The organism is Pseudomonas sp. FSL W5-0203, from assembly GCF_001896155.1.
Lineage (GTDB): Bacteria > Pseudomonadota > Gammaproteobacteria > Pseudomonadales > Pseudomonadaceae > Aquipseudomonas > Aquipseudomonas paracarnis.
Genome location: NZ_MPOR01000010.1, coordinates 21,101 through 42,830, shown reverse-complemented (window position 1 = coordinate 42,830; position 21,730 = coordinate 21,101). Strand labels below are relative to the sequence as shown.

The 21,730-nt window shown below is 58.4% G+C and carries 23 protein-coding genes; 17 read left to right on the top strand and 6 right to left on the bottom strand.

Annotation, left to right across the window (positions count from 1 at the left end; translation table 11 throughout):
* Positions 1-3 precede the first annotated feature (3 nt).
* Entirely contained in the window at positions 4-948 is a 945-nt protein-coding gene (locus BOP96_RS11500) for a FecR domain-containing protein (protein ID WP_073452715.1), read from the bottom strand.
* On the bottom strand, positions 948-1,454 hold the full coding sequence (locus tag BOP96_RS11495; RefSeq protein WP_032901518.1) for a sigma-70 family RNA polymerase sigma factor: 507 nt from the start codon (positions 1,452-1,454) through the stop codon (positions 948-950). The genes BOP96_RS11500 and BOP96_RS11495 overlap by 1 nt, the downstream gene beginning before the upstream one ends.
* A gap of 541 nt (positions 1,455-1,995) precedes the next feature.
* On the opposite strand from BOP96_RS11495, the gene mnmG reads away from it, so the two are divergent.
* From mnmG to BOP96_RS11405, 17 genes are all read left to right on the top strand, one after another.
* The gene (mnmG, locus tag BOP96_RS11490) at positions 1,996-3,888 is read left to right on the top strand and encodes a tRNA uridine-5-carboxymethylaminomethyl(34) synthesis enzyme MnmG (protein WP_073452808.1); all 1,893 of its coding nucleotides are present in this window, start codon (positions 1,996-1,998) and stop codon (positions 3,886-3,888) included.
* Positions 3,885-4,529: a 16S rRNA (guanine(527)-N(7))-methyltransferase RsmG gene (gene rsmG / locus BOP96_RS11485; RefSeq protein WP_020302581.1), complete on the top strand. Its 645-nt coding sequence runs from the start codon at positions 3,885-3,887 to the stop codon at positions 4,527-4,529. The genes mnmG and rsmG overlap by 4 nt, the downstream gene beginning before the upstream one ends.
* 18 nt (positions 4,530-4,547) lie before the next feature.
* Positions 4,548-5,345, top strand: coding sequence for a ParA family protein (locus BOP96_RS11480; protein ID WP_003195891.1), 798 nt, complete (start codon positions 4,548-4,550; stop codon positions 5,343-5,345).
* Positions 5,346-5,354: 9 nt separating this feature from the next.
* Complete coding sequence (locus tag BOP96_RS11475) at positions 5,355-6,227, top strand: ParB/RepB/Spo0J family partition protein (RefSeq protein ID WP_003195890.1); 873 nt, start codon at positions 5,355-5,357, stop codon at positions 6,225-6,227.
* Between the two features lie 148 nt (positions 6,228-6,375).
* Positions 6,376-6,783: a F0F1 ATP synthase subunit I gene (locus BOP96_RS11470; protein WP_010565865.1), complete on the top strand. Its 408-nt coding sequence runs from the start codon at positions 6,376-6,378 to the stop codon at positions 6,781-6,783.
* Positions 6,784-6,799: 16 nt separating this feature from the next.
* The gene (gene atpB, locus BOP96_RS11465; RefSeq protein ID WP_014720589.1) at positions 6,800-7,669 is read left to right on the top strand and encodes a F0F1 ATP synthase subunit A; all 870 of its coding nucleotides are present in this window, start codon (positions 6,800-6,802) and stop codon (positions 7,667-7,669) included.
* 133 nt (positions 7,670-7,802) lie between these two features.
* The gene (gene atpE / locus BOP96_RS11460; protein ID WP_002555987.1) at positions 7,803-8,060 is read left to right on the top strand and encodes a F0F1 ATP synthase subunit C; all 258 of its coding nucleotides are present in this window, start codon (positions 7,803-7,805) and stop codon (positions 8,058-8,060) included.
* Between the two features lie 55 nt (positions 8,061-8,115).
* Positions 8,116-8,586, top strand: coding sequence for a F0F1 ATP synthase subunit B (locus tag BOP96_RS11455; protein ID WP_003195835.1), 471 nt, complete (start codon positions 8,116-8,118; stop codon positions 8,584-8,586).
* 12 nt (positions 8,587-8,598) lie between these two features.
* A complete protein-coding gene (locus BOP96_RS11450; protein ID WP_003195833.1) occupies positions 8,599-9,135 on the top strand; it encodes a F0F1 ATP synthase subunit delta in 537 nt (178 codons plus the stop codon).
* A gap of 21 nt (positions 9,136-9,156) precedes the next feature.
* Positions 9,157-10,701, top strand: coding sequence for a F0F1 ATP synthase subunit alpha (atpA, locus tag BOP96_RS11445; RefSeq protein ID WP_003195831.1), 1,545 nt, complete (start codon positions 9,157-9,159; stop codon positions 10,699-10,701).
* A 50-nt stretch (positions 10,702-10,751) separates the two neighbouring features.
* Positions 10,752-11,612, top strand: coding sequence for a F0F1 ATP synthase subunit gamma (atpG, locus tag BOP96_RS11440; protein ID WP_005792602.1), 861 nt, complete (start codon positions 10,752-10,754; stop codon positions 11,610-11,612).
* Positions 11,613-11,639: 27 nt separating this feature from the next.
* Positions 11,640-13,016, top strand: a complete 1,377-nt coding sequence (gene atpD, locus BOP96_RS11435; protein WP_003195827.1) for a F0F1 ATP synthase subunit beta — start codon at positions 11,640-11,642, stop codon at positions 13,014-13,016.
* Positions 13,017-13,060: 44 nt separating this feature from the next.
* Positions 13,061-13,477: a F0F1 ATP synthase subunit epsilon gene (locus tag BOP96_RS11430; RefSeq protein WP_003195825.1), complete on the top strand. Its 417-nt coding sequence runs from the start codon at positions 13,061-13,063 to the stop codon at positions 13,475-13,477.
* A 122-nt stretch (positions 13,478-13,599) separates the two neighbouring features.
* Entirely contained in the window at positions 13,600-14,967 is a 1,368-nt protein-coding gene (gene glmU / locus BOP96_RS11425) for a bifunctional UDP-N-acetylglucosamine diphosphorylase/glucosamine-1-phosphate N-acetyltransferase GlmU (protein ID WP_014720587.1), read from the top strand.
* A 238-nt stretch (positions 14,968-15,205) separates the two neighbouring features.
* On the top strand, positions 15,206-15,973 hold the full coding sequence (locus BOP96_RS11415) for a DeoR/GlpR family DNA-binding transcription regulator (protein ID WP_014720586.1): 768 nt from the start codon (positions 15,206-15,208) through the stop codon (positions 15,971-15,973).
* Between the two features lie 10 nt (positions 15,974-15,983).
* Positions 15,984-17,816, top strand: a complete 1,833-nt coding sequence (glmS, locus tag BOP96_RS11410) for a glutamine--fructose-6-phosphate transaminase (isomerizing) (RefSeq protein WP_014720585.1) — start codon at positions 15,984-15,986, stop codon at positions 17,814-17,816.
* An 84-nt stretch (positions 17,817-17,900) separates the two neighbouring features.
* Complete coding sequence (locus tag BOP96_RS11405) at positions 17,901-18,266, top strand: hypothetical protein (protein WP_073452713.1); 366 nt, start codon at positions 17,901-17,903, stop codon at positions 18,264-18,266.
* Between the two features lie 167 nt (positions 18,267-18,433).
* Here BOP96_RS11405 and BOP96_RS11400 read toward each other — a convergent pair whose 3' ends face one another.
* The 4 genes from BOP96_RS11400 to BOP96_RS11385 are packed head-to-tail and all read right to left on the bottom strand — an operon-like array spanning position 18,434 to position 21,729.
* Positions 18,434-19,366: a phosphatidate cytidylyltransferase gene (locus tag BOP96_RS11400; RefSeq protein WP_014720583.1), complete on the bottom strand. Its 933-nt coding sequence runs from the start codon at positions 19,364-19,366 to the stop codon at positions 18,434-18,436.
* Position 19,367: 1 nt separating this feature from the next.
* Complete coding sequence (locus BOP96_RS11395; RefSeq protein ID WP_073452711.1) at positions 19,368-19,988, bottom strand: lysophospholipid acyltransferase family protein; 621 nt, start codon at positions 19,986-19,988, stop codon at positions 19,368-19,370.
* Between the two features lie 9 nt (positions 19,989-19,997).
* Positions 19,998-20,441 (bottom strand): hypothetical protein, encoded by a 444-nt coding sequence (locus BOP96_RS11390; protein WP_014720581.1) that lies wholly within the window; start codon positions 20,439-20,441, stop codon positions 19,998-20,000.
* Positions 20,431-21,729, bottom strand: a complete 1,299-nt coding sequence (locus BOP96_RS11385) for a phosphatase PAP2/dual specificity phosphatase family protein (protein WP_073452709.1) — start codon at positions 21,727-21,729, stop codon at positions 20,431-20,433. The genes BOP96_RS11390 and BOP96_RS11385 overlap by 11 nt, the downstream gene beginning before the upstream one ends.
* Position 21,730: the final 1 nt, after the last annotated feature.

The following is a 21,730-nucleotide window of genomic DNA, read 5'->3' as shown; positions in this document are numbered from 1 at the left end:
CGATTAGCCGATCCGGGTGACCGACACCCAATAGCGCGTAAAGTATTTCACTTGAATCGGCAGGCTCGCTTGCAGGTTAGCGAGGACGGCATCGGTTGAGTCCAGACGGAATGTCCCGGAAACGCGTAGGCCCGCAGAGGCTGGGTCGCAGTGCAATACGCCCGGCCGATAGCGCGCCAACTCATCGATAACTTCTCCTAGCCGAGCATCGAGCACGATCAGTTGGCCATCGACCCAGGCGGCCTGTACACCGCCATATCGCTGGGCAGGGCGCACATTGTGCCGATCAAACTCTGCGCTCTCACCCGCGCCCATAGTGCGGCGAAGTTCGGGTTGGTCGCCGGGGGATATCTCAACCCGTTCTTCCAAGACGCCCACCCGCGTGGCATCCGGCAGTTGGCGCACAGTAAACCGAGTGCCCAGCGCCTTGACCCGGCCTTGGCGAGTTTCTACATAAAACGGTAAGTGCCCACCCCGCGTGCCGGTGTGGATAAGTACTTCACCCTCGCGCAGACGGATCAAACGTTGGTACCCGTCAAAGGCCACATCGATAGCGGTATGAGTATTGAGATTGATCTGCGTGCCATCCGCCAACTCGATGCGCCGCCTCTGGCCCACCGACGTGCGGTAATCAGCCCATGCGTTACCCAACGACGTATGTTGCTGGACGTTCCAGCCCAGGTAGCCACTGCCGCCAAGCACCAGCATCCACTTGAGTACCTGGCGCCGCTGTTGCGTGGTGGATAACGCGCGGCGTGTGAGATCAGGGGGCAGGCCACCGAGGCTGCGTTGCAACTGCTCCATCTGGTCCCAAGCCGCCTGGTGGGACGGGTCATGATTAAGCCACTGCTGCCAGGCTTGATGTTGTGCGGGCGTCGGTGATTGCGACTGGAATTGCACATACCAACTGGCAGCGACCTCGAACGTCTTGCGGTCAGGGCTGACCATTACCGGCTGGCCATGATCAGGGAGCACTCGGTGAGGGCACGGATCATGTGTTTCTTCACCGTGGTCAGCGATACCTGCAGTAGATCGGCGATCTGTTGATAAGTCAGCCCTTCAATCTGTGCCAGCATGAAAATTCGCCGTGCACGCTCACCCAGCCCAGACAGCGCTTTATCCACAGCCACCAGGGTTTCGATGATGATTGCCTTGTCTTCCTCACTGATAGCCGTGGCTTCAGGACGCTCTGCCAGGGTCTGCCTGTAGGCCTGCTCGATGGCATGCCGGCGATACCGATCAATCACCAGGCCCCTGGCGATGGTGGCTAGATAGTCCCGTGGTTCGAGGATCTGCGCCGCATGTCGTCCACCGAGCATGCGCACGAACGTGTCGTGGGCCACATCGGCTGCATCGCTGGCGTTATGCAATTTTCCCTTGAGCCATCCGCGCAACCACGAATGGTGCTGTTCATAGATGTGGTGGACCGCTGCGGTATGTGAGGAGGGAGGCATAGGCGCGACAAGGCAGGTTAATGATAATCGCTATTATTAACTGGCCCAGTGTTTTCCCACAATAGATCTGTTTTTGTCCCACCCGGGATTAATTCCCAGCTTTGCCGTGGACGAAATCGGCCGTTTCTGTGGATTAAGCCCTGTGAATAACCGCTCCTGTGCCCAGTTGATAACAGGGCGTGAAACCTGCGTAAAAACCCATCTGTGGATAACCGGTCGTTTAATCCACAGGCTTAAAGCACTTATCCAAGGGCCTCATTGGCAGATGACCACAACGTTTTGAATCGCTGTACACATTGAAAATAAAGGCCTGTAGAGATCTATCCACAGAAATGTAGCTCAGTATAAATAAACATAAAAACAAAGATTTAATAAATTTCTCTCTTTTAATTTCTATTGTCTGTGATTCATCCACAGCTGGTTAAATTTTGTGCAAAGGGTTCTTTAGGAAGCCCTAAGTCCCTATACTTGCCCGCAAAGCTCTAAAACCCTTTCAACAAACAATTCCTGATTACCTACATAAGCAGGCACGAGGTGCGTGGTGGATTTCCCTTCCCGTTTTGAAGTGATCGTCATCGGCGGCGGTCATGCCGGTACCGAGGCAGCACTGGCGTCAGCACGCATGGGTGTAAAAACCCTGTTGCTGACGCATAACGTGGAAACCCTCGGTGCCATGAGTTGCAACCCCGCAATTGGCGGGATTGGCAAAAGCCATCTGGTCAAGGAAATCGATGCCCTTGGCGGGGTAATGGCGATGGCCACCGACAAGGGTGGTATTCAATTTCGCGTGCTCAACAGCCGTAAAGGCCCGGCCGTACGTGCTACCCGGGCTCAGGCCGACCGCATCCTGTACAAGGCAGCGGTACGCGAAACCCTGGAAAACCAGCCGAACCTGTGGATATTTCAGCAGGCCGCCGATGACTTGATCGTCGAGCAGGACCAGGTACGTGGTGTTGTTACGCAAATGGGTCTGCGTTTTCATGCAGATTCGGTCGTACTGACCACGGGCACGTTCCTGGGCGGACTTATCCACATCGGTATGCAAAATTATTCCGGTGGCCGTGCCGGTGACCCGCCGTCGATCGCCCTGGCAAAACGTCTGCGTGAACTACCGCTGCGCGTCGGCCGCTTGAAAACCGGGACCCCGCCACGCATTGATGGGCGTTCTGTGGATTTCTCGATGATGACCGAGCAAGCCGGCGACACGCCGATCCCGGTCATGTCGTTCATGGGTTCCAAAGAACAGCACCCGAAACAGGTCAGCTGCTGGATTACCCACACCAACGCCCGTACCCACGAAATCATTGCCGCGAACCTTGATCGTTCGCCGATGTATTCCGGGGTGATCGAAGGCATTGGCCCGCGGTATTGCCCGTCGATCGAAGACAAGATCCACCGCTTTGCCGACAAGGAAAGCCACCAGGTCTTTATCGAACCCGAAGGCCTGACCACCCACGAGCTGTACCCCAACGGAATTTCCACTTCGCTGCCGTTCGATGTGCAAATCCAGATCGTGCAGTCGATTCGCGGTATGGAAAACGCGCACATCGTGCGTCCGGGCTACGCCATTGAGTACGACTACTTCGACCCGCGCGACCTGAAATACAGCCTGGAAACCAAAGTGATCGGTGGCCTGTTCTTCGCCGGCCAAATCAACGGCACCACCGGTTATGAAGAAGCCGGGGCCCAAGGTTTGCTGGCCGGGACCAACGCAGCATTGCGTGCACAGGGCAAAGACAGCTGGTGCCCGCGTCGCGATGAAGCCTACATCGGCGTATTGGTCGACGACCTGATTACCCTGGGTACCCAGGAACCGTACCGGATGTTCACATCTCGGGCGGAATACCGTCTGATCCTGCGCGAAGACAACGCCGACCTGCGCTTGACCGAAAAAGGTCGCGAGCTGGGCCTGGTCGATGACGCCCGCTGGGCGGCCTTCTGCAAAAAACGCGAAAGCATTGCGCTCGAAGAACAGCGTCTGAAAAGTACCTGGGTTCGCCCGGGCACGGAGCAGGGCGACGCCATCGCAGAAAAATTCGGCACGCCGTTGACCCATGAGTACAACTTGCTCAACCTGCTTTCCCGTCCGGAAATCGACTACGCTGGTTTGGTCGAAGTGACAGGCCAGGGCGCTGAAGACCCACAAGTTGCCGAACAGGTGGAGATCAAGACCAAGTACGCCGGTTACATTGATCGCCAGCAGGACGAAATTGCTCGCCTGCGCGCCAGTGAAGACACCAAGCTGCCTGTGGATATCGACTACACCGGGATTTCCGGGTTGTCGAAAGAAATCCAAAGCAAGTTGGGGGTAACTCGTCCGGAAACCCTCGGGCAGGCTTCACGTATTCCTGGCGTCACCCCGGCAGCCATCTCGCTGTTGATGATTCATTTGAAAAAACGCGGCGCGGGCCGTCAGTTGGAGCAAAGCGCTTGAGTTCGTTGGTCACCTCGCAACACGCCGAAGAGTTATCCACAGGAGCGCGCCAGTTGGGCGTTGCGCTGACCGAAGCCCAGCATGAGCTACTGCTGGGCTACCTCGCCCTGTTGATCAAATGGAACAAGGCTTACAACCTGACCGCAGTGCGTGATCCGGACGAAATGGTCTCGCGCCATCTGCTCGATAGTCTTAGTGTTATGCCATTCATCGAAAATGGTCGCTGGCTGGATGTCGGCAGCGGCGGCGGAATGCCCGGTATTCCGCTGGCGATTCTGTTTCCCGAGTCGCAAGTGACCTGCCTGGACAGCAACGGCAAGAAAACCCGCTTCCTGACCCAGGTCAAACTCGAACTCAAGCTGGACAACCTGCAAGTTATCCACAGCCGCGTCGAAGCCTTCACGCCTGAACAGCCCTTCAACGGAATTGTTTCCCGGGCGTTCAGCAGCATGGAGAACTTCAGCAACTGGACCCGCCACCTTGGCGATCGCGACACGCGCTGGCTGGCAATGAAGGGCGTCCATCCAAGCGACGAGCTGTTAGCATTGCCGGCAGACTTCCACCTCGATAGCGAACACGCCTTGGCCGTACCTGGTTGCCAAGGCCAACGCCATCTGCTGATACTGCGCCGCACGGCATGATTGGGAACACAAGCAAGAATGGCTAAGGTATTCGCGATAGCGAACCAGAAAGGTGGCGTGGGTAAAACCACCACCTGTATCAACCTCGCAGCATCCCTGGTCGCGACCAAGCGTCGGGTGCTGTTGATCGATCTCGATCCACAGGGCAACGCCACCATGGGTAGCGGTGTGGATAAACACGGCCTGGAAAACTCGGTCTACGATTTGCTGATTGGCGAATGCGACCTTGCCCAGGCCATGCATTATTCCGAGCACGGCGGTTACCAACTGCTGCCGGCCAACCGCGATCTGACCGCGGCGGAAGTGGTGTTGCTGGAAATGCAGATGAAAGAAAGCCGTCTGCGCAGCGCCCTGGCGCCCATTCGCGACAACTACGATTACATCTTGATCGACTGCCCACCGTCGCTGTCGATGCTCACGCTTAACGCGCTGGTGGCCGCCGATGGGGTAATTATCCCCATGCAGTGCGAGTACTACGCGTTGGAAGGCCTGAGCGACCTTGTGGATAACATCAAGCGCATTGCCGAGTTGCTCAACCCGAAACTGCAGATCGAAGGCTTGTTGCGGACCATGTTCGACCCGCGCCTGAGCCTGATGAACGATGTGTCGGCGCAGCTCAAGGAACACTTCGGTGACCAGCTGTACGACACCGTGATTCCACGCAACATCCGTCTGGCCGAAGCGCCAAGCTATGGCATGCCGGCGCTGGCGTACGACAAATCCTCGCGTGGCGCCATCGCCTACCTGGCATTGGCTGGCGAGATGGTTCGCCGCCAACGCCGTAATTCACGCACCGCTGCAGCCCAGCCAACTTAAGGAATCCCCATGGCCGTCAAGAAACGAGGTCTCGGACGTGGACTGGATGCACTGTTGAGTGGTCCGACCGTCACATCGCTTGAAGAACAAGCGGTGCAGGCCGACGAGCGCGAGCTGCAGCACTTGCCGCTGGACCTGATCCAGCGCGGCAAATACCAGCCACGTCGGGACATGGACCCCCAGGCCCTGGAAGAACTGTCCAACTCGATCAAGGCTCAGGGCGTGATGCAGCCCATCGTGGTGCGCCCCATTGGCGGTGGCCGCTTTGAGATTATCGCCGGGGAGCGCCGCTGGCGTGCCAGCCAGCAGGCCGGCAAGGAGACTATCCCGGCGATGGTGCGCGACGTGCCGGATGAAACCGCGATCGCCATGGCACTGATCGAGAATATTCAGCGTGAAGACCTCAACCCGATCGAAGAAGCGATTGCGTTGCAGCGTTTGCAGCAGGAATTCCAGCTCACCCAGCAACAAGTGGCCGAGGCAGTGGGCAAGTCCCGCGTCACCGTGTCCAACTTGTTGCGTTTGATCGCGCTGCCGGAAGTGATCAAGACCATGTTGTCCCACGGCGACCTGGAAATGGGCCATGCCCGTGCGTTGCTCGGTTTGCCGGAAAATCAACAGGTTGAAGGGGCGCGACACGTTGTCGCACGAGGCCTGACCGTACGTCAGACTGAAGCGCTGGTGCGCCAATGGCTCAGCGGCAAACCTGCACCGGTGGAAACCGCCAAACCTGATCCGGATATCGCGCGACTCGAGCAGCGCCTGGCCGAGCGCCTGGGCTCTGCGGTGCAAATTCGTCACGGCAAGAAGGGCAAAGGGCAATTGGTCATCGGATATAACTCCCTTGACGAGCTTCAAGGCGTCCTTGCCCACATCCGCTGAAACATTTGCTTATGTAGCGCGTGATCGGAAATCACTACCCGACAGTTGAATAGGGGCTGAACCGCCCCTATACTCTGCGCGCATTTTGTCGGCACAAATTATGCCAAGTTATTGATTTCCGGCAGCCGACCATTGAGGAGCAAGAGTGATGGAAACCCGCACGCCAAACACGTTGCCGTTCCATCGCTTGGCTGTTTTTCCGGTTCTACTGGCTCAATTTGTCATTTTGCTGATCGCCGCATTGGCGCTCTGGTATTGGCATGGAGTCGTAGCCGGGTATTCAGGACTCTGCGGAGGCCTGATAGCCTTGCTGCCCAATATGTATTTTGCTCACAGGGCCTTTCGGTTTTCCGGCGCCCGAGCAGCCCAGGCTATCGTCCGGTCTTTTTATGCCGGCGAAGCAGGGAAACTGATTTTGACGGCAGTGCTGTTTGCACTGACCTTTGCAGGTGTGAAGCCATTGGCGCCGCTGGCTGTATTCGGCGTCTTCGTGTTGACCCAACTGGTCAGCTGGTTCGCTCCCCTGCTAATGAAAACAAGACTTTCGAAACCTTAGGGCGTTTGAGGCAACCATGGCAGAAACAACCGCTTCGGGCTATATCCAGCACCACTTGCAGAACCTGACCTTCGGTCAGCTTCCTAATGGCGGCTGGGGCTTTGCCCACACCGCAGCAGAAGCCAAAGAAATGGGTTTCTGGGCTTTCCACCTGGATACTCTGGGTTGGTCGGTCGCATTGGGTCTGATCTTCGTCCTGATTTTCCGCATGGCGGCAAAGAAGGCGACTTCCGGTCAGCCAGGTGCTTTGCAGAACTTCGTTGAAGTATTGGTCGAATTCGTCGATGGCAGCGTGAAAGACAGCTTCCATGGCCGTAGCCCGGTGATTGCACCGCTGGCACTGACCATCTTCGTCTGGGTGTTCCTGATGAACGCCGTCGACCTGATCCCGGTGGACTGGATTCCTCAGTTGGCCATGGCGATCTCCGGCGACCCGCACATTCCATTCCGCGCCGTATCCACCACTGACCCGAACGCCACACTGGGCATGGCTCTGTCGGTATTCGCGCTGATCATTTTCTACAGCATCAAGGTCAAGGGCATCGGCGGCTTCATCGGCGAACTGACCCTGCACCCGTTCGGCAGCAAGAACATCTTCGTTCAAGCCCTGCTGATCCCGGTGAACTTCCTGCTGGAATTCGTCACCCTGGTCGCCAAGCCGATTTCCCTGGCTCTGCGACTGTTCGGCAACATGTATGCCGGCGAGCTGGTGTTCATTCTGATCGCTGTGATGTTCGGCAGCGGCCTGCTCTGGCTTAGCGGCCTGGGCGTAGTTCTGCAGTGGGCGTGGGCTGTGTTCCACATCCTGATCATTACCCTGCAGGCCTTCATCTTCATGATGCTGACCATCGTCTACCTGTCGATGGCGCACGAAGAGAACCATTAAGACCAGTCTCGACTAGTCTGATGTCCTTCCCGGTCAAACGGGAAGGTGGCCCAACAGGGCTATGAAACGATTTGTTTTACCGCTTTAAAATCTAAAAAACCTAAACCATACGACGTAAAAGTCGGGAGGAAAGATGGAAACTGTAGTTGGTCTAACCGCTATCGCTGTTGCACTGTTGATCGGCCTGGGCGCCCTGGGTACTGCCATTGGTTTCGGCCTGCTGGGCGGCAAATTCCTGGAAGGCGCAGCGCGTCAGCCAGAAATGGTCCCAATGCTGCAAGTTAAAATGTTCATCGTCGCCGGCCTTCTCGACGCCGTGACCATGATCGGCGTTGGTATCGCACTGTTCTTCACCTTCGCGAACCCCTTCGTTGGTCAACTCGCTGGCTAATCACTCGATTTTCGAGTGATTGGGGTGATGGACAACGAATGAGCGAGGTGTTGGCGTGAACATTAATGCAACCCTGATTGGCCAATCCGTTGCGTTCTTCATTTTTGTAGTGTTTTGCATGAAGTTCGTGTGGCCTCCGGTCATCGCGGCTTTGCACGAACGTCAGAAGAAGATCGCGGATGGTTTGGACGCTGCCAGCCGTGCAGCTCGCGACCTGGAGTTGGCCCACGAGAAAGTGGGTCAGCAACTGCGCGAAGCTAAAGCACAGGCAGCCGAGATCATTGAGCAAGCCAAGAAACGCGGTAACCAGATCGTCGAAGAGGCTGTTGAAAAAGCCCGCGTCGAAGCTGACCGTGTGAAGGCTTCGGCTCATGCCGAGATCGAACAGGAACTGAACGGTGTCAAAGACGCGCTGCGTGCCCAACTGGGTGCTCTGGCCGTTGGCGGTGCCGAGAAGATCCTCGGTGCCACAATCGATCAAAACGCGCACGCGGAGCTGGTTAACAAACTGGCTGCTGAAATTTAAGCGAGGGCGATCATGGCAGAACTGACCACGTTGGCCCGACCTTACGCTAAGGCAGCCTTCGAGCACGCCCAGGCCCACCAGCAGCTGGCCTCTTGGTCAGCCATGCTCGGCCTGGCTGCAGCAGTGTCGCAAGACGACACCATGCAGCGCGTGCTCAAGGCCCCGCGCCTGACGAGCGCAGACAAGGCCGCCACTTTTATTGAAGTGTGCGGCGACAAGTTTGATGTGAAGGTGCAGAACTTCATCCACGTCATTGCCGAAAACGACCGTCTCCCGCTATTGCCGGAGATCGCCGCTCTGTTCGACCTGTACAAGGCCGAAGCAGAGAAATCGGTAGACGTTGAAGTGACCAGTGCTTTCGCATTGAACCAAGAACAGCAAGACAAACTCGCCAAGGTTCTCAGTGCACGACTCAATCGGGAAGTGCGCCTGCAAGCTTCGGAGGACGCATCGCTTATTGGTGGTGTTGTTATCCGTGCCGGCGACCTGGTTATCGATGGCTCGATTCGCGGCAAAATCGCGAAACTTGCCGAAGCATTGAAATCTTGAGTTTGAAGGGGCAGCAGAGCAATGCAGCAACTCAATCCTTCCGAAATAAGTGAAATTATCAAGGGCCGCATCGACAAGCTCGATGTGACCTCCCAAGCCCGTAACGAAGGCACTGTCGTCAGCGTATCTGACGGCATCGTGCGGATTCACGGTCTGGCCGACGTCATGTACGGCGAGATGATCGAGTTTCCGGGCGGCGTCTACGGTATGGCCCTCAACCTGGAGCAAGACTCCGTAGGTGCCGTTGTATTGGGCGCATACACCAGTCTGGCTGAAGGCATGAGCGCCAAGTGCACAGGCCGCATCCTGGAAGTTCCGGTTGGTAAGGAACTGCTGGGTCGCGTAGTCGACGCACTGGGTAACCCTGTTGACGGTAAAGGTCCACTGGGCAACACCGAGACCGACGCGGTCGAGAAAGTTGCTCCAGGCGTGATCTGGCGTAAGTCGGTAGACCAGCCTGTACAGACTGGCTACAAGGCTGTCGATGCCATGATCCCGGTCGGCCGTGGCCAGCGTGAGCTGATCATCGGTGACCGTCAGATCGGTAAAACCGCTCTGGCCATCGACGCGATCATCAACCAGAAAGACAGCGGCATTTTCTGCGTCTACGTAGCCATCGGTCAGAAGCAATCGACCATCGCCAACGTAGTTCGCAAGCTGGAAGAAAACGGCGCCCTGGCCAACACGATCATCGTGGCTGCCAGTGCTTCGGAATCTCCTGCGCTGCAATTCCTGGCACCGTACTCCGGTTGCACCATGGGTGAATTCTTCCGCGACCGCGGTGAAGACGCGCTGATCGTTTATGACGATCTGTCCAAGCAAGCAGTGGCTTACCGCCAGATTTCCCTGCTGCTGCGCCGTCCACCAGGCCGTGAAGCCTACCCAGGCGACGTGTTCTATCTCCACTCCCGTCTGCTGGAGCGCGCATCCCGCGTTTCCGAAGAGTACGTAGAGAAGTTCACCAACGGCGCAGTGACCGGCAAAACCGGTTCCCTGACCGCACTGCCGATCATCGAAACCCAGGCTGGCGACGTTTCCGCGTTCGTTCCGACCAACGTGATTTCCATCACCGACGGTCAGATCTTCCTGGAATCGGCCATGTTCAACTCGGGCATCCGCCCTGCAGTGAACGCCGGTGTTTCGGTATCCCGTGTGGGTGGTGCCGCTCAGACCAAGATCATCAAGAAGCTCTCCGGTGGTATCCGTACCGCTCTGGCTCAGTACCGTGAACTGGCGGCATTCGCCCAGTTCGCTTCTGACCTGGACGAAGCGACCCGTAAGCAACTTGAGCATGGTCAGCGCGTTACCGAGCTGATGAAGCAGAAGCAATACGCCCCAATGTCGATCGCTGACATGGCGTTGTCGCTGTATGCCGCTGAGCGTGGGTTCCTGACCGACGTTGAAATCGCCAAGGTCGGCAGCTTTGAACAAGCGCTGATTGCTTACTTCAACCGCGATCACGCCGAATTGATGGCGAAGATCAACGTGAAGGGTGACTTCAATGACGATATCGACGCTGGCATGAAAGCCGGTATCGAGAAGTTCAAGGCCACCCAAACCTGGTAAGCCGCAGCGGGAGCCGCAAGGCTTCCGCTTGCTAACCTGATAGGTGTTACATGGCAGGCGCAAAAGAGATTCGCAGTAAGATTGCGAGCATCAAAAGCACGCAAAAAATTACCAGCGCCATGGAAAAAGTGGCGGTCAGCAAAATGCGCAAGGCACAAATGCGCATGGCTGCTAGCCGTCCTTATGCGGAGCGTATCCGCCAGGTAATTGGGCATCTGGCCAACGCCAACCCGGAATACCGCCACCCGTTCATGATCGAGCGCGCCGTCAAGCGTGCAGGTTATGTGGTAGTGAGCAGTGACCGTGGTTTGTGCGGTGGTCTGAATACCAACCTGTTCAAGGCCCTGGTCAAGGACATGGCGGTAAACCGCGAAAACGGCGTCGAGATCGATCTGTGTGTTGTTGGTAGCAAGGGTGCGGCCTTTTTCCGCAACTTCGGCGGTAACGTCGTTGCAGCTATCAGCCACCTGGGTGAAGAGCCGTCGATCAATGATTTGATCGGCAGTGTGAAGGTGATGCTGGATGCGTACCTGGAAGGCCGGATTGACCGCCTGTCCGTGGTATCCAATAAGTTCATCAACACCATGACCCAGCAGCCAACCGTGGAGCAATTGATTCCACTGGTGGCAACCCCGGATCAGGAACTCAAGCACCACTGGGACTACCTCTACGAACCAGACGCCAAAGAGCTGCTTGACGGCTTGATGGTGCGCTACGTGGAGTCGCAGGTGTACCAGGCGGTGGTCGAGAACAACGCAGCTGAACAAGCGGCGCGGATGATCGCGATGAAAAACGCTACCGATAACGCCGGTGATCTGATCAGCGATTTGCAGCTGATCTACAACAAGGCGCGTCAGGCTGCGATCACCCAAGAGATCTCGGAAATCGTCGGCGGCGCTGCCGCGGTTTAACGGTTCAAATATTCAGAGGATCCAGCTATGAGTAGCGGACGTATCGTTCAAATCATCGGCGCCGTTATCGACGTGGAATTTCCACGCGACAGCGTACCGAGCATCTACAACGCGCTGAAAGTACAAGGCGCGGAAACTACCCTGGAAGTTCAGCAGCAGCTGGGCGACGGCGTAGTTCGTACCATTGCGATGGGTTCCACCGAAGGCTTGAAGCGCGGTCTGGACGTTGTCGACACTGGCGCTGCCATCTCCGTACCGGTCGGTAAAGCGACCCTGGGCCGGATCATGGACGTACTGGGCAACCCGATCGACGAAGCTGGCCCGATTGCCACCGAAGAGCGCTGGGGCATTCACCGCGCAGCACCTTCGTTCGCAGAACAAGCGGGCGGCAACGACCTGCTGGAAACCGGCATCAAGGTTATCGACCTGGTTTGCCCGTTCGCCAAAGGCGGTAAAGTCGGTCTGTTCGGTGGTGCCGGTGTAGGCAAGACCGTAAACATGATGGAACTGATCCGTAACATCGCCATCGAGCACAGCGGTTATTCCGTGTTCGCAGGTGTTGGTGAGCGTACTCGTGAGGGTAACGACTTCTACCACGAGATGAAGGACTCCAACGTTCTGGACAAAGTGGCACTGGTTTACGGTCAGATGAACGAGCCGCCGGGAAACCGTCTGCGCGTAGCCCTGACTGGCCTGACCATGGCCGAGAAATTCCGTGACGAAGGTAACGACGTTCTGCTGTTCGTCGACAACATCTACCGTTACACCCTGGCCGGTACTGAAGTATCCGCACTGCTGGGCCGTATGCCTTCTGCAGTAGGTTACCAGCCGACCCTGGCTGAAGAGATGGGCGTTCTGCAAGAACGTATCACTTCGACCAAGGAAGGTTCGATCACTTCGATCCAAGCGGTATACGTACCTGCGGATGACTTGACCGACCCGTCGCCAGCTACCACCTTCGCCCACTTGGACGCCACCGTCGTTCTGTCCCGTGACATCGCTTCCCTGGGTATCTACCCAGCGGTCGATCCACTCGACTCGACTTCGCGCCAGCTGGACCCGAACGTGATCGGCCAGGAGCACTACGACACCGCTCGCGGCGTTCAGTACGTGCTGCAGCGTTACAAAGAACTGAAGGACATCATTGCGATCCTGGGTATGGACGAGCTGTCGGAAGCCGACAAGCAGTTGGTAAACCGTGCTCGTAAGATCCAGCGTTTCTTGTCGCAGCCGTTCTTCGTGGCTGAAGTCTTCACCGGTGCTTCGGGTAAATACGTTTCCCTGAAAGACACCATTGCTGGCTTCAAAGGCATCCTCAACGGTGACTACGACCACCTGCCAGAACAAGCGTTCTACATGGTCGGCGGCATCGAAGAAGCGATCGAGAAAGCCAAGAAACTGTAATCCTGGCGCCCGGAAACGGGCGCTCATCAGGTTGAGGCAATCAGATGGCTATGACAGTCCATTGCGATATCGTCAGCGCGGAAGGGGAAATTTTCTCCGGTCTGGTCGAGTTTGTAACAGCGCACGGCGACTTGGGTGATCTTGGTATCGCCATGGGTCACGCCCCGCTGATCACAAGCTTGAAGCCAGGTCCGATCACTCTGACCAAGCAAGGCGGGGAACGTGAGGTGTTTTACATCTCCGGTGGTTTCCTCGAGGTTCAGCCGAACATGGTCAAGGTACTTGCCGACACCGTGCAACGTGCTGGCGACCTGGATGAAGCCTCCGCTCAGGAAGCCGTCAAGGCTGCCGAGAAGGCGCTGAACGAAAAAGGCGCAGACTTCGACTACAGCGCTGCTGCAGTCCGTCTGGCCGAGGCCGCAGCCCAGCTGCGTACTCTCCAGCAGATCCGCAAGAAGTAAGCGGCCACGCCGTTTTGCTTGATGCGTGATTGATTAAAAAGGGTAGCCTCGGCTACCCTTTTTCTTTTTTGCAAAACACTTCTTTGGTCTGAACCCGGACCGCCCAGGATTGGTAGCCATTCATGTCTCTTGAAATCGTCATTCTCGCCGCAGGCCAGGGCACTCGTATGCGTTCGGCCCTGCCCAAGGTGCTGCACCCGGTCGCGGGCAATTCCATGCTGGGTCATGTTATCCACAGCGCCCGGCAACTGGACCCACAACGTATTCATGTGGTGATTGGCCACGGTGCCGATGTGGTCCGTGAGCGTCTGGCCGCGGACGACCTGAATTTCGTATTGCAAGACAAGCAACTGGGCACCGGCCACGCGACCGCGCAGGCTGTGCCTTTCATCACCGCGGACACGGTATTGATCCTCTACGGCGATGTACCGCTGATTGAAGTGGAAACCTTACAACGCCTGCTCAAGCACGTGGTGCCTGGCCAGATGGGCCTGCTGACCGTGGAGCTGGACGACCCTACGGGCTACGGCCGCATTGTGCGCAACGCCGACGGCAAGGTGGCTGCCATCGTTGAACACAAAGATGCCAGCGAAGCCCAGCGCGCGATTACTGAAGGCAACACCGGCATTCTCGCGGTGCCTGCCAACAAGCTCGCCGATTGGATGAGCCGCCTGTCCAACAACAACGCCCAGGGCGAGTATTACCTCACCGACGTCATCGAGATGGCCGTCAGCGATGGCCTGCTGGTCGCCACCGAGCAGCCCCACCATCCGATGGAAGTGCAGGGCGCCAACGACCGCAAACAACTGGCAGAGCTGGAACGTCACTATCAACTGCGCGAAGGCCTGCGCCTGATGGCCCAGGGTGTGACCCTGCGAGACCCGGCGCGTTTCGATGTACGTGGCGAAGTCACGGTGGGCCGCGACATCCTGATCGATATCAATGTGATCCTCGAAGGCCGCGTGATCATTGAAGACGGTGTGGTGATCGGCCCGAACTGCGTGATCAAGGACAGCACCTTGCGCAAAGGCGTGGTGGTCAAGGCCAACAGCCATATCGACGGTGCGGTGATGGGCGAGGGCAGCGATGCCGGGCCGTTTGCGCGCTTGCGTCCGGGTAGCGAGCTGGGGGCCAAGGCCCATGTGGGGAACTTTGTCGAACTGAAAAACGCTCACCTGGGCGAAGGCGCCAAAGTCGGCCACCTGACTTACCTGGGCGATGCCGTCATCGGCGCCCGCACCAACATCGGCGCCGGCACCATCACCTGCAACTATGACGGTGCCAACAAGTACCAGACCACCATTGGTGAAGACGTGTTCATCGGCTCCAATAACTCGCTGGTTGCTCCGGTGACCATCGGCGATGGTTCCAACACCGCAGCGGGCTCAACCATCAACCAGGATGTGGATAAGTCCCAACTGGCTGTTGCCCGGGCTCGCCAACGCAACATCGACGGCTGGAAACGCCCGGTCAAAATCAAGAAGAGCTGAGTTATCCACAACTCGATAGGTTGAGATTCACTCCTGTGGGAGCTGGCTTGCCTGCGATAGCGGTCTGACATTCATCATGATGTCGCCTGACACGCCGCTATCGCAGGCAAGCCAGCTCCCACAGTTGTTTAGCGGCATGTCCGAAAGCTCTACAAAAATGCCTTCCGCCTCTTGACGATCTTTCACCAATAGGTTTTGATTGCCTTCGTTATCTTTCGAAACGAAACTTATCACTACCATGTCGAAACGAAACACCCCCCAACGACGCCACAATATCCTGACCTTGCTCAACGAACAGGGCGAAGTCAGCGTGGACGAATTGGCCAAACATTTCGAAACTTCGGAAGTGACCATCCGCAAGGACCTTGCTGCCCTCGAAAGTAACGGCTTGCTCCTGCGTCGCTACGGCGGTGCAATCACTATGCCCCAAGAGCTGGTGGGTGACGCTGCCCAGCCCATCTCGGTCTACAAGCGCGCCATCGCCCGTGCGGCCGTGAAGCGTTTGCGTGAACATGCGCGCATCATCATCGACAGCGGCAGCACCACCGCCGCGATGATCCCCGAACTGGGCCATCAGCCGGGCCTGGTGGTGATGACCAACTCCCTGAACGTGGCCCGCGCCTTGAGCGAACTGGAACACGAACCGGTGCTGTTGATGACCGGGGGCACCTGGGACCCGCATTCGGATTCGTTCCAGGGCCAGGTCGCCGAGCAGGTCCTGCGTTCTTACGACTTTGACCAGCTGTTCATCGGTGCCGATGGCATCGATTTACAGCGCGGTACCACCACCTTCAACGAACTGCTGGGCTTGAGCCGCGTCATGGCCGAGGTCGCCCGTGAAGTGGTGGTGATGGTCGAATCCGACAAGATCGGCCGCAAGATTCCCAACCTGGAACTGCCCTGGAGCAGCGTCCATACCCTTATTACCGATGATCGCCTGCCGCTCGAGGCCCGCGACCAGATCCAAGCCCGCGGCATTACGCTGATATGCGCGGCAATCATCTAGGAGAAGCACCATGTGTGGAATTGTTGGCGCAGTCGCCGAACGTAACGTTACTGCCATCCTGATCGAAGGCCTCAAGCGCCTCGAATACCGCGGCTACGATAGCGCCGGTGTGGCCGTCTTCACTAACGCCGGCAAGCTGGAGCGCATGCGCCGCCCGGGCAAGGTCAGCGAGTTGGACCAGGCCCTGGCCGGTGAGCCACTGGTAGGTCGCTTAGGGATCGCCCACACCCGTTGGGCCACCCACGGTGCTCCGTGCGAGCGTAACGCTCACCCGCACTTCTCGGGCGACCTGGCGGTGGTGCACAACGGCATCATCGAAAACCATGAAGTGCTGCGTGAACAACTCAAGGGCCTGGGCTACGTCTTCACCTCGGACACTGACACCGAAGTGATCGCCCACCTGCTCAACCACAAGCTCAAGGACCACAGCGACCTGACCACCGCCCTCAAGGCCACGGTCAAAGAGCTGCACGGCGCCTACGGCCTGGCCGTGATCAGCGCGAGCCAGCCTGACCGCGTCGTGGCCGCCCGCAGCGGTAGCCCATTGGTAATTGGCCTGGGCCTGGGTGAGAACTTCCTTGCGTCCGACCAACTGGCCCTGCGCCAAGTGACCGACCGCTTCATGTACCTGGAAGAAGGCGACATTGCCGACATCCGCCGTGAAAGCGTGCAGATCTGGGACGTGAACGGTCAGTCCGTGGAACGTGAAGCCGTGCAATACCGCGACGGTGCCGAAGCCGCCGACAAGGGCGAGTTCCGCCACTTCATGCTCAAGGAAATCCACGAGCAGCCGTCCGTGGTACAGCGCACCCTGGAAGGTCGCCTGAGCCAGAACCAAGTGTTGGTGAATGCTTTCGGCCCGCAAGCCGCTGAACTGTTCGCCAAAGTGCGCAATGTGCAGATCGTCGCCTGCGGCACCAGCTACCACGCCGGTATGGTGGCGCGTTACTGGTTGGAAGAACTGGCCGGCATCCCATGCCAGGTCGAAGTCGCCAGCGAGTTCCGCTATCGCAAGGTGGTGGTGCAGCCCGACACCCTGTTCGTGACCATTTCCCAGTCCGGCGAAACCGCCGACACCCTGGCCGCCCTGCGCAACGCCAAGGAACTGGGCTTCCTCGGCAGCCTGGCGATCTGCAACGTCAGCATCAGCTCCCTGGTGCGTGAATCCGACCTGACCCTGCTGACCCAGGCCGGTCGTGAAATCGGTGTCGCCTCCACCAAGGCTTTCACCACCCAACTGGTGGGCCTGTTGCTGCTGACCCTGTCACTGGGCCAAGTACGCGGCACCCTCGCCGACGGTGTCGAAGCCACTCTGGTGGAAGAACTGCGCCGCCTGCCGACCCGCCTGGGCGAAGCCTTGGCCATGGACGGCACCGTGGAAAAAGTCGCCGAGCTGTTCGCCGACAAGAACCACACCCTGTTCCTCGGCCGTGGTGCGCAGTACCCGGTGGCGATGGAAGGCTCGCTGAAACTCAAGGAAATCTCGTACATCCACGCCGAAGCCTACCCGGCCGGCGAGCTGAAGCACGGCCCGTTGGCCCTGGTGGATGACGACATGCCAGTGGTCACCGTGGCGCCGAACAACGAACTGCTGGAGAAGCTCAAGTCCAACCTGCAGGAAGTACGCGCCCGTGGCGGCCAACTGATCGTCTTCGCTGACGAGAAGGCCGGAATGACCAACGGTGAAGGCACCCACGTCATCAACATGCCGCACATCCACGACACCCTGTCGCCGATCCTCTACACCATCCCGCTGCAGTTGCTGTCGTACTACGTCGCGGTGCTCAAGGGCACCGACGTTGACCAGCCGCGTAACCTGGCGAAGTCGGTGACGGTGGAGTAAGCCTCACTGGCGTACCCAAAAGGGGCTGTTTTCAACAGCCCCTTTTTTGTGTTTTGAATTCGCTCAATTCAAGGATGCGTATTGATGCAAAACCCTCCTGCTACCGTCCACGCACGTTTGCACAATCGCCGGTTCGTGGTCGCCAACAACGCCCAAGGGTTGTCCGGTACCGGCACCGTGTTTCATTACGAAGTCGAAGGCGGGGTGATTTCGAGCACTTACCACGGTGGCCGAATTCGCCTGGGAACGCAGGTCGGGCGGGTGACCGGCCCAGATACTATCGAGCTGCTTTATCAGTGCGTCACCCTGGACGGGGAGCTGCTCGCAGGGTGGTCACGAGGCACGGTAGGTGTTGATCACGCCGGGCGCACTACCCTGAGTTTCGTTTGGGGCTGGCTATCGGGTGCGACCGGAGGCGGAGAGTCTAGCTATATCGAGATCACTGGCTAGAGGTATTGAAAGCACCATAAAACCTACAGGTAGGCGCATATCCCCTGTGGGAGCTGGCTTGCCTGCGAGGGCTGCGTGTCAGTCGCTGCATCTGTTACTGCACCACCGCCTTCGCAGGCAAGCCAGCTCCCACATTTGATCTCCATCGGGTTTGAGAAAGGGGTGGGTTAGGTCCACCAGTAGCGCACGAGATGAAAGAAGATCGGCGCCGCAAAGCACACCGAATCCAGCCGATCCAGCATCCCGCCGTGCCCTTCGATCATGTGGCCCCAGTCTTTCACCCCGCGGTCACGCTTGATCGCCGACATCACAATCCCTCCCGCAAACCCCAGCAGGTTGATCAGCAGCGCGATCAGGAATGATTGCCAGGGATTGAACGGTGTGGTCCACCACAGCGCTGCGCCGATCAGCGACGACAACAGGATCCCGCCGACAAAACCTTCCACGGTTTTCGACGGTGACAGGTTGGGCGCGATCTTGTGTTTGCCGAACAGCTTGCCGCACACGTACTGCAGCACGTCCGACAGTTGCACCACGATCACCAGATAGGCGATCAGCAGCAGGTTACGGCCTTCGTAACCCGGTATGTCCAATGTCAGCAGCGCCGGGACGAAAGACACGCAGAACACGGCGATCATCAACCCCCATTGCACCTTCGATGCCCGTTCCAGAAAGTGCGTACTGTCGCCGCCCAGGGAGGCGAGGATCGGCAGCAGCAGGAACACGTACACCGGGATGAAGATCGAGAACAGCCCATACCAGTCGGCGTAGATCAGCAGGTATTGCAGCGGCAGGGCCAGGTAAAACGCGGCCACCAGGGCCGGGTAGTCGCTGCGCCGGGTCGGGGTGAGGGTGAGAAATTCGCGCAGGGCGTAGAACGACACCGCGTAGAACAGCAGGATCACCGCGCCGGTGCCGAGCCAGAAGGCGATGCCGATGACCACCACCATCACCCACCAGGCGTTGATGCGGGCGTTGAGGTTGTCGATAACTGCGTTGGGGCTGCCACGGGTGCGCAGCTTGAGGATCAGGCCGATCAGCGAGGCGATGACCAGGATCGCGCCGATGCCGCCAAATAACATCAGGGTTTGGCTATCCATCTCAGGAATGCTCCGGGGCAAGGGCGAGCAGGGCGTCGCGAGTGCGGGCGAGGAAGGCGGCTTTGTCTTCGCCTTCTTCCAATTGCAGGGGGGCACCGAAGCTGGTGGTGCATAACAACGGCAATGGCAATACGCGACCCTTGGGCATGACCCGGTTCAAGTTGGCTATCCACACAGGGACCAATTCGGCCTGTGGGTAACTCTTTGCCAAGTGGTACAAGCCGCTTTTGAACGGCAGCAAGCCATCCTCCAGATTGCGCGTGCCTTCGGGAAAGATTATCAACGAATCGCCGCTTTCCAGGGCCGCGAGCATGGGCATCAGTGGGTTATCCACAGGCTCTTTGCGCTCGCGGTCGATCAGCACACCATTGAATACGCGGTTGATGATGTAGCGGCGCAACGCGCTCTTGTTCCAGTAATCACTGCCGGCCACCGGGCGTGTGAACTTGCGTAGGTTCTGCGGCAGCGACGCCCACACCAGCACAAAGTCGCCGTGGCTGCTGTGGTTGGCGAAATAGATGCGCTGCACCGGCACTGGCGCGCACCCCAGCCACAGGCTGCGAGCGCCGGTGACGGTGCGGGCCATGGAGGTAATCAGCGTGGCGACCACGGGTTCGAACATGAGGATTCCTTATCCGGCAAAAGGCAGCCAAGGGCTGGCAAGGATGACGCCCAGGGTCAGCAGCGCTTGCGCGCCCAGTAGCCAGGCTTGTTTACGCAACAGTTTGAGAGCGCCGCGCCGGCGTTCGCTCCATGGCCGACCGGCTCGCTTGGGCAATTGCAGGCCAAGGGTTTGCAAGGCTTGGTCAAGGTCTGGCGTGCGGGTAACGTCGCGGGCCAGCAAGGCGAACAGATCGGCGTCAAAGGCCACCCGTAGCGCCCAGTATTTTTGCAGCAGGCCCAGCACGATCATCCACAGGGCCAGCAGCAGGCAGGTCGTCGAAATACTGGCCAACAACAGTTGGGCAAGGCCGAACAGTACGCCGAGCAACGTCAGGCCTGTGGATAACTGATCCAGGGAACGGCCACGACGTAGCAGGCTGGCGACTACCTGGAGTTCCATATCAGCGGGCATAATGCAAACCCTCCAACGCTTTACGGTGTGCGGGGTGCAGGACCACAGTGGCCCGTGCTGTACGAATAATAGCCAGTGCTTGGTCAACCGTTGCGGCGCGCCCGGTGGTCAGCAGCCAGGCGGCGACGGCAGTCGCGCTACGGGAATAACCGAGGGCGCAGCACACCAGCAAGGGGCCACTCATTCGCAGACGTTCAATGGCGTGCGCGGCCTTCAGGCATTCGTCGGCTGTCGGGGTGATCAGGTCCAGTACCGGCACGCAGGCATAAGCACGGCCCTGTGGATTAATCGGCAGTTCGGCACACAGATCGACAATGGCTTTGAACGGGCCTTGCTCAGAGGTTGTAGGAACACGCCCCAGCCAGACGTTATCCACAATCAGATCCGGCTGTGGATGTTTGCGTGTCCACAGCCGCGAATTGGTCCACGCCCCTGCCAAGTAAGGCGCATACAGCCAGCGAGCGGCAGGCGTCAGGCGGCCATTTGTACGTTTTTGAAAGCCCGGCGCGCCGATCACCAGGTAGTTGGCGCTGATCAAGCCGAGGGAAACTGCTGGCCACAGCAACCACAGCCAGCCGCCGCGAAGTAACAAACCCAGCGTCAGCAGTACTATCGCACCCAGCCCATAGCGAACAGCCAGGCGCCAGCGTTGGGTATCGCGCGTTAACCGGGCACTCAACAATAGGCTCGGGTGTTCCACCGGCCATAACCACACGCACAACCACCCCGCGAGGGCGCCTGTGGGTAAGTCGATAAAGTGATGTTGATAAGTAGTCAGCACCGAGATGCCGATCAGCGCAAACCAGCCATGCACCACCCAGCGCCAAATCCCCTGGGTGTGCCGCTGATACATGACCCACAGGATCACCAGCAGCGCGATATGCAGTGAAGGCGCCTGGTTGAACGGTTTGTCGAAACCGGCCAGCACGGCGAACAGCCAGCCGAACACACCGTCCAGTTCCGGTCGCTCGAAGGTGAAGCGCAATGGCCAGATCAGGAAGCAACTCACGGCAATCACCTGCGCACTCAGCAGGCGCAGTGCATGTTGTTTCAACTCATGCCGTGTATTGGGCAGCAGCAGGGAGAAGCCGTAGAGCAGGTCGATGGACCAGTAGGGCACGATGGTCCAGGCCCAGAACGGCATGTGTGTTTCCCAGCCGAACACCAGGGTGCCGACGTCGCTGCGCTGGCTGGTGACCCAGGTGGCAAAGCCATAGGTGCTGAAAAACAGCGGCGCCAACAGCAGCAGCCAGAGCACCGCAGGTTTCAATAAACCGGGCTCGCGCATG